Origin of the sequence: Escherichia sp. MOD1-EC5189 (genome assembly GCF_002966045.1) — a bacterium.
Classification (GTDB): Bacteria; Pseudomonadota; Gammaproteobacteria; order Enterobacterales; family Enterobacteriaceae; genus Escherichia; species Escherichia coli_F.
In genome coordinates this window covers 118,547-131,466 of record NZ_PTRX01000010.1, presented here as the reverse complement: position 1 = coordinate 131,466, position 12,920 = coordinate 118,547, and the positions used below count along the sequence as shown (strand labels likewise).

Genomic DNA, 12,920 nt, shown 5'->3' with positions numbered 1-12,920 from the left:
CATTACCGTTTTCCTCCAGCGGGTTTAACAGGAGTCCTCGCATGAAATACATTGGAGCGCACGTTAGTGCTGCTGGCGGTCTGGCAAATGCCGCAATTCGCGCCGCCGAAATCGACGCAACCGCGTTTGCCTTGTTCACCAAAAACCAACGTCAGTGGCGTGCCGCACCGCTCACGACGCAAACCATCAATGAATTCAAAGCCGCCTGTGAAAAATATCACTACACATCGGCGCAAATTCTTCCCCACGACAGTTATCTGATTAACCTCGGACATCCGGTCGCTGAAGCTCTGGAAAAATCGCGCGATGCGTTTATAGATGAAATGCAGCGTTGCGAACAGCTGGGGCTTTCTTTGCTCAACTTCCACCCTGGCAGCCATCTGATGCAGATTTCAGAAGAGGATTGCCTTGCGCGTATTGCCGAATCCATCAACATTGCGCTGGATAAAACTCAAGGTGTGACAGCGGTGATTGAAAATACCGCCGGTCAGGGCAGCAACTTAGGGTTTAAATTCGAACATCTCGCGGCGATTATCGACGGCGTGGAAGATAAATCCCGCGTCGGCGTCTGCATTGATACCTGCCATGCTTTCGCTGCCGGGTATGATTTGCGTACTCCAGCCGAATGCGAGAAAACGTTCGCGGATTTTGCCCGTATTGTCGGCTTTAAGTATCTGCGCGGGATGCACCTTAACGATGCGAAAAGCACCTTTGGCAGCCGCGTTGACCGCCATCATAGCCTCGGTGAAGGCAATATCGGTCATGATGCGTTCCGCTGGATCATGCAGGACAACCGTTTCGACGGAATTCCGCTGATCCTTGAAACCATCAACCCGGATATCTGGGCAGAAGAGATCGCCTGGCTGAAAGCGCAACAAACTGAAAAAGCGGTGGCCTGAAGATGAATAACCGGGAGAAGGAGATCCTTGCAATATTAAGGCGTAACCCGCTGATTCAGCAGAACGAAATTGCGGATATGCTGCAAATCAGCCGTTCGCGTGTTGCAGCGCATATTATGGATTTAATGCGCAAAGGTCGGATTAAAGGCAAAGGTTACATTCTCACCGAGCAGGAATACTGCGTAGTGGTGGGGACAATCAATATGGATATTCGCGGGATGGCGGATATCCGTTACCCGCAAGCGGCTTCTCATCCCGGTACAATTCATTGCTCGGCAGGCGGCGTTGGACGCAATATCGCCCACAATCTGGCGCTGTTAGGCCGCGACGTCCATTTGCTTTCAGTGATTGGCGATGACTTTTATGGCGAAATGCTCCTGGAAGAAACGCGCCGCGCCGGCGTGAATGTCTCCGGCTGCGTTCGTTTACATGGTCAAAGCACATCGACGTATCTGGCAATTGCCAATCGAGACGATCAAACCGTGCTGGCGATTAACGATACCCATCTGCTGGATCAGTTGACACCGCAACTACTGAACGGGTCGCGCGATTTACTTCGTCATGCGGGCGTGGTACTGGCTGATTGCAACCTGACAGCCGAGGCGCTGGAGTGGGTCTTTACCCTCGCTGATGAAATCCCGGTGTTTGTCGATACTGTTTCAGAATTCAAAGCGGGCAAAATCAAACACTGGCTGGCGCATATTCACACTCTGAAACCCACTTTGCCGGAGCTGGAAATTTTATGGGGCCAGCCGATAACCCGCGATGCTGATCGTAATGCCGCAGTGAATGCGTTGCATCAGCAAGGCGTTCAGCAACTGTTTGTTTATTTGCCCGATGAGTCTGTTTATTGCAGCCAAAAGGATGGCGAACAATTTTTGCTGACTGCGCCAGCGCATACGACGGTAGACAGTTTTGGTGCTGACGATGGTTTTATGGCGGGCCTGGTGTATAGCTTTCTGGAAGGAAGCAGTTTCCGTGATAGTGCCCGTTTTGCGATGGCCTGCGCGGCAATTTCACGCGCCAGCGGCAGCTTAAACAACCCTACCCTGTCTGCCGATAACGCGCTTTCATTAGTGCCGATGGTGTAACAATCTTGCCGGATTCGACGCTTGACCGCGTCTTATCCGGCTCATAACTCGCGCACTACGCTAAGCCAATAAAGAATCCTGCAATGGTGGCACTCATCAGGTTAGAAAGTGTCGCCGCCGCCAGCGCGCGTAAACCAAGCTGGGCGATTTCCGGCGCACGGTGTGGCGCAACCGCAGAAAATGCGCCAACCACCACCCCGATAGAACCAAAGTTAGCGAAACCGCACAACGCGAAGGAAATAATCGCCACGGTTTTAGCATCGAGAGTGCCAGCCGTTTGCAGATAGGGTGAGAAATTGAGGTAAGCGACAAATTCATTAATCGCCAGCTTCTGTCCAATCAAACTTCCGGCAAGATTCGCATCACTCCAGTCAACACCCATCACCCACGCCAGCGGGGCCAGCAGGTAACCTAAAATGGACTCCAGCGAGGCATGTTCAAAACCAAACCAGCCACCAACGCCGCCGATAACACCGTTGATCAACGCAATGATGGCGACAAATGCCATCACCACTGTCGCCACACCCGCAGCGATTTTCAGCCCGGTCATTGCCCCTGTAGCGGCGGCTTCAATAATGCTTTTTGGCGGTGTTTCGGTGAAAGAGAGGTTATTAAAGGAAACCTGCGAAGATTCGGTAGCCGGGCTTAACAGGCGGGCAAACAAGATCCCGCCAGGGATCGCCATTAACGATGCCGCCAGCAGATATTCCACAGGCACGCCCAGTGCGGCGTAACCAATCATTGTCGAACCAGCAATCGAGGCCATCCCGCTACAAATCGCTGTAAATAATTCATTGCGATTCAGACGATCGATAAAGGGTTTGACGATTGCCGGAATTTCGTTTTGCCCGAGGAAAATGGTAGTGACCGCGACGAATGACTCGATCTTGCTGATATTTAAAGCTTTCTGGAATATACCGCCGAGAATGCGAATTAAGATCCCCATCACACCGATGTAGTAGAGAATACTCACCAGTGCAGTGACGAAGATAATTGCCGGTAATACCCTGAAACCAAAGATAAATCCTGCACCATCAAATAAGGTGTCCATTTTCGGTCCGACCAGAGAACCGAAGATAAAAGCGCTACCTGCATCGCTGTACGCCATCACTTTATGCACGCCAAAAGCGACTTTTTCTGCGACCCAACGCCCTGGTGGTAACCAAAGCATAATGCCGCCAATCACGACCTGTAACACTAACGCCGCGCCAACGGTACGCAGGCTGATCTTCTTCTTGTTTACTGACAGCAAAAACGCAATTGCCAGCAATACCACCATTCCCAGAACACTTCTCATGACATCCATAGTTATTATCTCTTCATGTCATTTTGGGCGACGGCTTTCTGCCCATCAGAAATAGCCGGGCCTGCATCTTGCGATACTGTCCCGGCTTGTTATCAACACTTAATGGGTTTTGATGTAGCCGCGCACGCACTCTTCGACTAATCCCCAGAACCAGTCGGTATCAATAGTGATGCCGACTTTGGTATTGGCGGGCTTGCCAAGAACGCCCAGCTCGTCGCAGACGGTACGTCCGTAACAAGGGCCACTGTTGACGTCCACTTCGACGTACATCTCCTGGGTTTTAATGCCATCAGGGTTAATCAGATAACCGATACAGGTGGCGTCATGTACCGGGCCGCCAGCCAGACCGTAGTTTTCGAACTGGGTTTTCAGAGTGAAGTTCATGATGTCGCTGAACAACTCTCCGGCAGGGCCGCCTGCCCTTTCCATCCGAGCAATCACGTCCGGAGTGCAAACGGTCTGGTTGGTGAGATCGAGGCCCATCATCACTAATGGAACGCCGGAGGTGAACACCACTCGCGCCGCTTCCGGGTCAGCAAAGATGTTGAACTCGGCAGATGGGGTGAAGTTGCCAGTACCGTAAGCGCCGCCCATTAGCACAATTTCACGGATTTTTGGCAGGATTGCGGGTTGCATACGCATTGCCACCGCGATATTTGAAAGCGGACCAACCGGCACCAGAGTGATATCGCCATCGCTTGCCATCAGGGTATCGATGATATATTTCACCGCATGGGTACTTTCTGCCTGGCGGGTCAGCGGCTCGAATACCGGACCATAAAGTCCGGTTTCACCGTGAATATTATCGGCAACGATTTGTTGACGCATAATGGGTTGCGGCATCCCCGCATAAACCGGAACATTAATCTCCAGTTTCTGGCAAACATTCAGGCCATTAATTAATGTTTTATCGAGGGTTTGATTCCCCGCCACAATAGTGATACCTAATAAATCAATCGCCGGATGTTTCGCAGCCATCATTATGGCAATAGCATCATCATGACCCGGATCACAATCCAGAATAATTTTTCTCTTTTCCATTGTTTATTTCCTCTGTTTCCAGTTGCGTTATTTTTTCTACAGCAAAGAAAATTCGACCGGGCCGATGATTGAATCTTAACAACAGCGTACGTATGCTAAATATGAGAAATCTCATAGCGGATAAACATCGTGAAAGAAATCCACAATAATGATCTTAAGCAGCAATTGATGAGTGAGTCCGCGTATAAGGATTGCTTTTCAACGGATGTTTCAGCCGATACACGGCTGTTTCATTTTTTAGCGCGTGACTACATTGTGCAGGAAGGGCAACAGCCGTCATGGCTGTTTTACCTGACGCGAGGCCGCGCCAGGCTTTACGCCACGCTTGCCAATGGTCGCGTGTCGCTGATTGATTTCTTTGCTGCACCCTGTTTTATTGGCGAGATTGAGTTAATCGATAAAGATCATGAACCACGAGCGGTACAGGCGATTGAAGAGTGTTGGTGCCTTGCGCTCCCTATGAAACATTACCGCCCGCTGTTATTAAACGATACGCTATTTTTACGAAAACTCTGCGTCACCTTAAGTCATAAAAATTATCGTAATATTGTTTCTTTAACTCAGAATCAATCATTTCCGTTAGTGAATCGCCTGGCAGCATTTATATTACTCTCGCAGGAAGGTGATCTTTATCACGAAAAACATACCCAGGCGGCAGAGTATTTAGGTGTTACTTATCGTCACTTGCTATATGTGATCGCTCAACTCATTCACGACGGTTTATTAATTAAAAGTAAGAAAGGGTATTTAATTAAAAACAGAAAGCAGTTGTTAGGGCTGGCGCTGGAGATGGATCCGGAGAATAAATTCTCCGGGATGATGCAGTAAAAAATAATCTGGAATAGCGCGATTGCCGGATGCAACGCTTAATAAGCGCGTACATCCGGTAATGAAACTCAAGCTAAACCAATAAAGAACCCGGCAATGGTCGCGCTCATCAGGTTGGAAAGCGTTGCTGCTGCCAACGCCCGTAACCCAAGCTGAGCGATTTCCGGCGCGCGTTTTGGCGAAATAGCCGAAAACGCCCCAACGACAACACCGATAGAACCAAAGTTAGCAAAACCACAAAGCGCAAAGGAGATAATCGCAATGGTTTTCACTTCCAGCGTGCCGCCCGTTTGCAGGTATGGGGAGAAACTCAGGTAAGCGACGAATTCGTTAATCGCCAGTTTCTGCCCAATCAGGCTACCCGCAAGGTTGGCATCACTCCAGTCCACGCCCATGATCCACGCCAGCGGTGCCAGCACATAGCCAAAAATACTTTCCAGAGAGGCATTGGAAAAACCAAACCAGCCGCCAATTCCGCCGATAATGCCGTTGATCAGCGCAATAATTGCCACAAACGCCATTACCACCGTCGCCACACCAGCGGCGATTTTCAACCCGGTCATCGCACCGCTCGCCGCCGCTTCGATAAAGCTTTTTGGCGGCGTTTCGCTGAACGACAGATTTTCAAATGTCACCTGCGAAGGTTCGGTGGCTGGGCTAAGAATACGCGCAAACAGAATACCACCGGGGATCGCCATCAGCGATGCCGCTAACAGGTAGTCAATTGGTACGCCCATTCCGGCATAACCAATCATCATCGAACCGGCAATGGACGCCATCCCGCTACAAATTGCCGTAAATAGCTCGTTGCGATTCATGCGATCGATAAACGGTTTAACGATCGCCGGGATCTCATTTTGCCCGAGGAAAATAGTGGTAACCGCAACAAAAGATTCGATTTTGCTGATGTTGAGGGCTTTCTGAAAAATACTGCCAAGAATGCGGATTAGCAGCCCCATCACGCCAATGTAGTACAGCAGGCTGATGAGCGCTGTGACGAAAATAATTGCCGGAAGTACGCGAAAGGCGAAGATAAAGCCCGCGCCATCAAACAGGTCATCCATTTTCGGCCCAACCAGCGAACCAAAAATGAAGGCGCTACCGGCATCACTGTAAGACATCACTTTATGCACGCCTAATGCCGCCTGCTCTACAGCCCATTTTCCCGGTGGGAAGTAGAGCATAATGCCACCAATAGCGATTTGCAGCAGCAATGCAGCCCCGACCGTGCGTACGCTGATACGCTTTTTATTCACTGACAATAAGAATGCAATTGCCAGCAATACCACCATACCCACCAAACTTCTCATTATATCCATAATGATTTTCCTTTCATGCCAGTAAACCCGGCGCAAGCGCCAGGTTTCGGTATGTATGATCAGTACGGGCGACGGCTTTCTGCCCGTCAGAAATTAACCCGCGAGACGCTGGTATTCTTTGGCAATTTCGCTCGCCAGAATGGCGTTGTTGAACACCAGTTGGATGTTGGATTTCAGGCTGTCACCACCGGTCAGTTCAGCAACACGAGCCAGCAGGAACGGTGTACTTTCTTTACCAATAACGCCCTGCTCTTCGGCTTCGGCGACAGCTTGATCTATGGCTGCATTGATAGATTCCTCCGGCATCGCAAACTGCTCCGGGATCGGATTCGCCACTACCAGGCCGCCGTTCAAACCGGTTTGCCATTTCACTGCCATTGCACGAGCGATTTCCGTGGCACTATCAAGGCGAATACTGACTTCAAATGGGCTGGTACGGCAGAAAAACGCAGGCAGCGCTTTTGTCTGATAGCCAATTAACGGCACACCGAAGGTTTCTAAATATTCTGTTGTTAATCCTAAATCGAGAATAGATTTTGCACCGGCACAAACAACGGTGACATTAGTATTTGCCAGTTCCTGTAAATCGGCAGAAATATCGAATGTATGTTCCGCACCGCGATGCACACCACCAATACCCCCCGTTGCAAATACTTTAATTCCTGCCAGTGCCGCGATAATCATCGTTGAAGCAACGGTGGTCGCGCCATTTTTTCCTGCGGCAACGACAAAAGGTAAATCACGGCGACTGACTTTCGTCACGTTATGTCCTTCACGGCCTAACAATTCAATTTCTTCTTTGCTCAAACCTACTTTCATGACACCACCAATAATGGCGATTGTTGCAGGTACAGCACCGTGCTTACGAATTGTGTCTTCTACTTCAATTGCCGTCTCAGCATTTTGCGGGAATGGCATCCCGTGAGAAATAATGGTCGATTCCAGTGCCACAACCGGTTTTTTGTTTTTTAAAGCGTCCTGCACTTCCGGAGAAATTTGTAATAATTCAGGGGAAATTTTTAATTCAGACATTCTGCGTTCTCCACTAACGATATAACGTTGGCAATCGATAAATCGGGGTTATTGGTGTATTCACAGGAGAGCGCCATTGACGAACATCCCTGTGCGAAACGAACAGATTCGGCAAACGGCATTCCGTCTACCCAACACGAAGCAAGTCCCGCCATCATGGCATCGCCCGCTCCGGTAACATTAATGACATTGGTTTTAATCGGCGCAGACCAACCACTTTCACCGCTGATATCACTGTAATAAACGCCGTCGCCGCCCATGCTCAATACCAGTCGGTTCAGGCCATGTTGATGGAACCAGGCGGCAACCTTTGCCACATCTTCACGCCCTGACAACGCAATCCCACTCAGGGTTTCCGCTTCAAGGCGGTTTGGCTTGAGAGTGTGGATCAGATTTAGACGGTCGCGCACTTTGACACATTTCCACGCAGAAACAGGATCGACAAATACGGGTACGTTGGCGGCATTATCCAGAATCCATGCCAGTGCCTCTTCACTGATATTACAGTCCGCGACAATGACCTTTGCCCTCTGAATAAATTCACGGTGCTGTGCGAGATATTCAGCTGTAATAGCGTTGCTAATATTCATGTCATTTATAGCAACCAGCATTTCACCGGTATTATCGAGTAATGATAAATAGCTCGACGTATTTTCTCCCGGCACAATCAGGCATTTATCGACATAAACGCCAGATTGATTGGTTTGCGTTAGCAGCGATTGACCATAAAAATCACTGCCTACGGCGCTCAGTAGCCAGGCTTTATTACCCAGCAACGCCAGGTTTTGTGCAATATTGCGCCCTACCCCACCAGGCGTAAATTTTATTTTACCTGGATTTGAATCCGCATAATTTAATGATTCATGTGAATATCCGGCGACATCAATATTCGCCGAGCCTATAATTACGACATAATCCTTTTCGCGCATAGCACGTCCTCTGGTAAAAAATTACCAACCCTGTCAATCCACAAGAAAATAGATGCTGCAAAGACGGTTTAAACATGTGTTCATATTTAAACATGTGCTCATAGTATGCATGTTCTACGTAAAGTAAATTGCCGCCAGAGAGGCAAAATGGGCAGATTTGAGCAGGCTCACAAAATGCGATTAAATGCCTGAATTACAAAAGTGAGGAATTTGTGACGGGATGCACAGAACAGGAACACTAAAAAAGGGCAGAAAATAATCTGCCCTTGAGGAAATAACCTTAGTGTTTGATGAACATTTCAGGTTTCTACTGAAAGATAAAACCATTTAAATTCATAAAATTACATTCACAAACTGGTCATTCCCTTTGCGCTCATCAAATGTTACAGGGCAGGAAATTTCTGCCCTGTAACACACCTTTTATTACGCTGCTTTCGCTACTGCGTCCACTTCCGGACGTTTCAGGAAGGCATAGGCCAAACCCGCCACCAGCGTACCGGCAATAATTGCTACCAGGTAACCCAGTACCGGCGTAATAGCGCCAGGGATCAGCAGAACAAACAGACCACCGTGCGGTGCCATCAGTTTCGCACCAATCGCCATTGAGATTGCGCCAGTCAGCGCCCCACCAACGATACAACACGGCAGCACACGCATCGGATCACGAGCAGCAAACGGAATTGCACCTTCCGAAATAAAGCACAGACCAAGAACCAGAGCGGCTTTGCCACCTTCCTGCTGCGCTTTGTCGAATTTGCGACGCGCCACCATTGTTGCCAGACCCATTGCCAGCGGTGGCACCATACCTGCCGCCATAATCGCCGCCATCGGGCCATAGGTTTGAGTACTCAGCAGACCCACACCGAATGCGTACGCTGCTTTATTTACCGGACCGCCCATGTCAGTACACATCATGCCACCGAGGATCGCCCCCAGCAGAACCGCATTCGCAGTCCCCATGGTCTGCAGCCAGTGAGTCAACCCTTCGAGAATGCCAGCAACCGGTTTACCGATCAGATAGATCATCGCCAGACCGACCACCAGACTGGAAATTAGCGGAATGATCAGGATCGGTTTCAGCGCCTCCATACTCTGTGGCAGTTTCAGTTGCGTACTGATTAACTTCGCAATGTAACCAGCCAGGAAGCCCGCAATAATACCCCCAATGAAGCCAGAACCGGTGCTGACCGCCAGCATACCGCCAATCAGACCCGGCGTGAGACCCGGACGATCGGCAATGGAGAAGGCAATGTAACCTGCCAGTACCGGCACCATCAGCGCAAAGGCTGAACCACCACCAATCTGCATCAGCGCCGCTGCCAACGTACCCGGCTCTTTAAACGCTTCGATACCAAAAGCAAAAGAAAGCGCGATACACAGACCACCTGCAACGACCATCGGCAGCATGTAAGAGACGCCCGTCAGCAAGTGACGGTAAGCGCCTGCCCCCTCTTTCTTACCTTCAGTGGTCGCTGTTTGAGCTTTGCCCGCCGGTTCATACGGCGTTGCTTCAGCAACCGCTTTATCCAGTTCCTGCGCGGTTTTCTTCAGCGCCAGACCGGTAGAGGTGCGATACATCGGTTTACCAGCAAATTTCGCCAGATCCACTTCGATATCTGCCGCCACAATCACCAGATCCGCTGCGGCTACTTCTTCAGGGGTGATCGCATTACCCGCGCCAACAGAACCACGGGTTTCAACTTTCACCCACCAGCCACGTTTTTTCGCTTCGGTTTCAATGGCTTCAGCCGCCATAAATGTGTGTGCTACGCCAGTCGGGCAAGCTGTCACCGCAACTACGCGTTTCGGACCGCTGGTGGCAACTGGTGCTGTCGCAGCGACCGGTGCAGTGTAAGGTTTCGCATGGCCTTTGGCTTCACTCAGGAACAGCTCAGGGTGCGCAACTGCCCGGGAAATATCGCCCAGCCAGACATTTTTACCGTTCAGCGCGCTGTCGTTCGGGATGGAATCACCGAGAACAATCGCCATTTCAGCGTCGTTCGGATTGTCGATGATTTCCAGTTTTGCTTTTCGCGCCGCCGCGCCCAGCAGGGTCTTCGCCATATAGGCGCGTGCCTGACCGAGATTAGCGTCAATAATCAGCAGCGTTTTCATTATGCCTCTCCTGCTGTCAGTTAAAAGGTTGTAAGTCGACGCGCGCCATCATTGCGGCCAACTGCGGACGATCGGTAATACCCACATTGCTTTGACTTACCGCCAGGGCTGCAACAGCTGTCGCCAGACGCAGTGTGTGTTCACTGGATTCACGCATCAGCAAGCCATAAATCAGGCCACCAACCATAGAATCCCCTGCGCCAACGGTGCTTACGACATCGACTGACGGTGGTTTGGCGATCCATTCGCCGGAGGCATTAACCCAAAGCGCGCCTTCGGCACCCAGTGAAATAACGACATGCGCGATACCTTGTTCACGCAGCGCATGCGCAGCTTCAATCACATCTTTCATTTCAGGCAGTTTACGGCCCGCCCAGATTTCCAGCTCGCGGCGGTTAGGTTTCACCAGCCACGGTGCCGCTTTCAAACCTGCCACTAACGCTTCACGGCTACTATCAAAGATAATGCAAGGACACTGACTACGCAGGCGAGTCATCCAGTCGGTGAACGCTTCCGGGCTGACGCCTGACGGTAAGCTTCCGCTGACACAGACCATATCGAACTGACCGAGCCAGCTCAGAGAATCAGTCACAAAGCGTTCCCAGTCGGCGGGGGTAACTTCAAAACCCGAGAAGTTGAAGTCGGTCACTTCGCCGTCTTTTTCCGTCAGCTTAACGTTAATTCGGGTGCGCCCCTGTACAACCTGGAAACGGTTGGCAATGCCCAGCTCGCTGAACAGTTGCTGAAAACCATCCTGATTGTCTTTACCGAGGAAGCCGCCAACGGTGACATCAATTCCCAGGTCTTTTAATACTTTGGCCACGTTGATGCCTTTACCCGCCGCATGCAGACCGGTGGTTTTCACCAGGTTCACTTCGCCGCGTTCAATTTCCGGGCAGAAACCAACAAGGTCATAAGCCGGATTAAGGGTGATAGTAGCAACACGTCTGCTCATTATGCGCCCTCCCCAAGACCAGCAGCGATAGCGTCGCCAATGGCTTTCAGCGCCTGCTCAGCATCTGCACCCTGGGCGGTAAAGCGTAGGCGATGACCTTTCTTAACGCCAAGTGCCACAACTTTCATCAGACTACGTCCGTTTGCCGGTTTGCCGGTGCCATCAAGGTTTGTCACGGTAATATCACTGTTAAATTGTTTAATAGTATTGACCAGCATGGTACCTGGACGAGCATGCAGGCCGTGTTCATTGCGCACCACAAACTCCGCGCTTAACACGTCGTCGGTCGGCGCATCATCGCTGGTCAGCAGCGCCAGCAACGTTGCCGCATCCGCTTTCAGCAAACGGTCAGCTTTATTGTCGAGCAACAAATCAGCGAGACGCTTAAGAACCGCGACGGGCTGATCGTCATTCATCGCCACACTCACCAGCATGGCTGCCGTTTCGCCGTCCACATCTAAAGCATTTGCCGCACGGCTTACCGCAATCGCGCTACGCAAATTGCCTTCAGCGCTATCGCTCAGCCAGATGCCCTGTCCGAGGTTCAGCGGTTGTTCATTGATGGCTTTAGTGACGAAGGTGGCGTCAACTGCCCCTGCTTCTTTCAGACGCGCAGCGTTAAGCGCCTGAAGCGTCAGTAGATCGCTGGCGACAATATCCAGCGTCAGCATTTCGTTATCGAGCTTCAGCTGCTCACTCTGCTTTTCGCCCATCAGCAATGCGCGAAGTTCTTCTGCTGTCGTTGCTGACTTCAGCTGTTCAGCAACGGAATCATCGCTCAGTACGTGGGTCAGCTGGCGTAACAGACCCAGATGTTCATCCGAGCTGGCAGCAATACCGATCGCCACGTACGCTACCTGGCCGTCACCCCAGGTGACGCCTTCCGGGAACTGAAATACCTGAACGCCGGTTTTCAGCACCTGATCGCGGGTGTCGGTAGTGCCATGTGGAATAGCAATACCATTGCCGAGGAACGTAGAGGTTTGCTGTTCGCGCGCCAGCATGCCATTGACGTAGCCTTCAGCTACATTACCGGCCTGCACCAGCGCCGCAGCGACCTGGCGAATCGCCTCTTCTTTGTCTCCGGCCTTTTCGCCCGGATGGATGTCCTGTACGGATAACTGGAACATAGTTCTCCTCTCTTGCTGAATTGAAACGATTCAGCTTCTATGAGAAAAAAAGCGCCAACCTGGCTTAGGGTTAAAGACAAGATCGCGCTGAAACGTTTCAAGAAAGCATAATACTTCTGTTTCAGCACGCAAGGAAAGCCGTAAAGTAATGAGCAAAAGTTTGATGTGCTGCACAATTTTTTGTCATTTTTCCTAATTGCTGATGGGAAAATCCGTGGTCAGTAATTTCAATTCAGCAGCGTCAGCAGACAATCAGCAAGAGTGAAATGGCATTT

11 protein-coding genes are annotated in these 12,920 nt (G+C 50.6%); 3 read left to right on the top strand and 8 right to left on the bottom strand.

Features of this window, described 5'->3' with window-relative positions:
* Positions 1-41 precede the first annotated feature (41 nt).
* Positions 42-899 carry a deoxyribonuclease IV gene (gene nfo / locus ATB02_RS11265; RefSeq protein ID WP_032303368.1) on the top strand — a complete coding sequence of 286 codons (858 nt, stop codon included), beginning with the start codon at positions 42-44 and terminating at the stop codon, positions 897-899.
* Between the two features lie 2 nt (positions 900-901).
* Positions 902-1,990, top strand: a complete 1,089-nt coding sequence (locus ATB02_RS11260; protein ID WP_001064991.1) for a sugar kinase — start codon at positions 902-904, stop codon at positions 1,988-1,990.
* 55 nt (positions 1,991-2,045) lie between these two features.
* Here the strand turns inward: ATB02_RS11260 and ATB02_RS11255 are convergent, their stop codons facing one another.
* A complete protein-coding gene (locus ATB02_RS11255) occupies positions 2,046-3,296 on the bottom strand; it encodes a NupC/NupG family nucleoside CNT transporter (RefSeq protein ID WP_032171594.1) in 1,251 nt (416 codons plus the stop codon).
* A 99-nt stretch (positions 3,297-3,395) separates the two neighbouring features.
* A complete protein-coding gene (gene rihB, locus ATB02_RS11250) occupies positions 3,396-4,337 on the bottom strand; it encodes a ribosylpyrimidine nucleosidase (protein WP_105271581.1) in 942 nt (313 codons plus the stop codon).
* 129 nt (positions 4,338-4,466) lie between these two features.
* Here rihB and ATB02_RS11245 point away from each other — a divergent pair, with 129 nt between their 5' ends.
* On the top strand, positions 4,467-5,165 hold the full coding sequence (locus tag ATB02_RS11245) for a transcriptional regulator YeiL (RefSeq protein WP_000658615.1): 699 nt from the start codon (positions 4,467-4,469) through the stop codon (positions 5,163-5,165).
* A 68-nt stretch (positions 5,166-5,233) separates the two neighbouring features.
* Here the strand turns inward: ATB02_RS11245 and ATB02_RS11240 are convergent, their stop codons facing one another.
* The 6 genes from ATB02_RS11240 to fruB form a co-directional block, all read right to left on the bottom strand.
* On the bottom strand, positions 5,234-6,484 hold the full coding sequence (locus tag ATB02_RS11240; RefSeq protein WP_105271580.1) for a NupC/NupG family nucleoside CNT transporter: 1,251 nt from the start codon (positions 6,482-6,484) through the stop codon (positions 5,234-5,236).
* A 93-nt stretch (positions 6,485-6,577) separates the two neighbouring features.
* Complete coding sequence (psuG, locus tag ATB02_RS11235; protein WP_001292440.1) at positions 6,578-7,516, bottom strand: pseudouridine-5'-phosphate glycosidase; 939 nt, start codon at positions 7,514-7,516, stop codon at positions 6,578-6,580.
* The gene (locus ATB02_RS11230) at positions 7,504-8,445 is read right to left on the bottom strand and encodes a pseudouridine kinase (protein ID WP_032171598.1); all 942 of its coding nucleotides are present in this window, start codon (positions 8,443-8,445) and stop codon (positions 7,504-7,506) included. The genes psuG and ATB02_RS11230 overlap by 13 nt, the downstream gene beginning before the upstream one ends.
* Before the next feature lie 423 nt (positions 8,446-8,868).
* Positions 8,869-10,560 carry a PTS fructose transporter subunit IIBC gene (fruA, locus tag ATB02_RS11225; protein WP_000854458.1) on the bottom strand — a complete coding sequence of 564 codons (1,692 nt, stop codon included), beginning with the start codon at positions 10,558-10,560 and terminating at the stop codon, positions 8,869-8,871.
* A gap of 16 nt (positions 10,561-10,576) precedes the next feature.
* Positions 10,577-11,515, bottom strand: coding sequence for a 1-phosphofructokinase (gene fruK / locus ATB02_RS11220; protein WP_000091263.1), 939 nt, complete (start codon positions 11,513-11,515; stop codon positions 10,577-10,579).
* A complete protein-coding gene (gene fruB / locus ATB02_RS11215; protein ID WP_105271579.1) occupies positions 11,515-12,645 on the bottom strand; it encodes a fused PTS fructose transporter subunit IIA/HPr protein in 1,131 nt (376 codons plus the stop codon). The genes fruK and fruB overlap by 1 nt, the downstream gene beginning before the upstream one ends.
* Positions 12,646-12,920 lie beyond the last annotated feature (275 nt).

Bases quoted from the DNA above. Each gene is read 5' to 3' on its own strand.
- nfo (WP_032303368.1), top strand. From the start codon at position 42: ATGAAATACATTGGAGCGCACGTTAGTGCTGCTGGCGGTCTGGCAAAT.
- ATB02_RS11260 (WP_001064991.1), top strand. From the start codon at position 902: ATGAATAACCGGGAGAAGGAGATCCTTGCAATATTAAGGCGTAACCCG.
- ATB02_RS11255 (WP_032171594.1), bottom strand. From the start codon at position 3,296: ATGGATGTCATGAGAAGTGTTCTGGGAATGGTGGTATTGCTGGCAATT.
- rihB (WP_105271581.1), bottom strand. From the start codon at position 4,337: ATGGAAAAGAGAAAAATTATTCTGGATTGTGATCCGGGTCATGATGAT.
- ATB02_RS11240 (WP_105271580.1), bottom strand. From the start codon at position 6,484: ATGGATATAATGAGAAGTTTGGTGGGTATGGTGGTATTGCTGGCAATT.
- psuG (WP_001292440.1), bottom strand. From the start codon at position 7,516: ATGTCTGAATTAAAAATTTCCCCTGAATTATTACAAATTTCTCCGGAA.
- ATB02_RS11230 (WP_032171598.1), bottom strand. From the start codon at position 8,445: ATGCGCGAAAAGGATTATGTCGTAATTATAGGCTCGGCGAATATTGAT.
- fruA (WP_000854458.1), bottom strand. From the start codon at position 10,560: ATGAAAACGCTGCTGATTATTGACGCTAATCTCGGTCAGGCACGCGCC.
- fruK (WP_000091263.1), bottom strand. From the start codon at position 11,515: ATGAGCAGACGTGTTGCTACTATCACCCTTAATCCGGCTTATGACCTT.
- fruB (WP_105271579.1), bottom strand. From the start codon at position 12,645: ATGTTCCAGTTATCCGTACAGGACATCCATCCGGGCGAAAAGGCCGGA.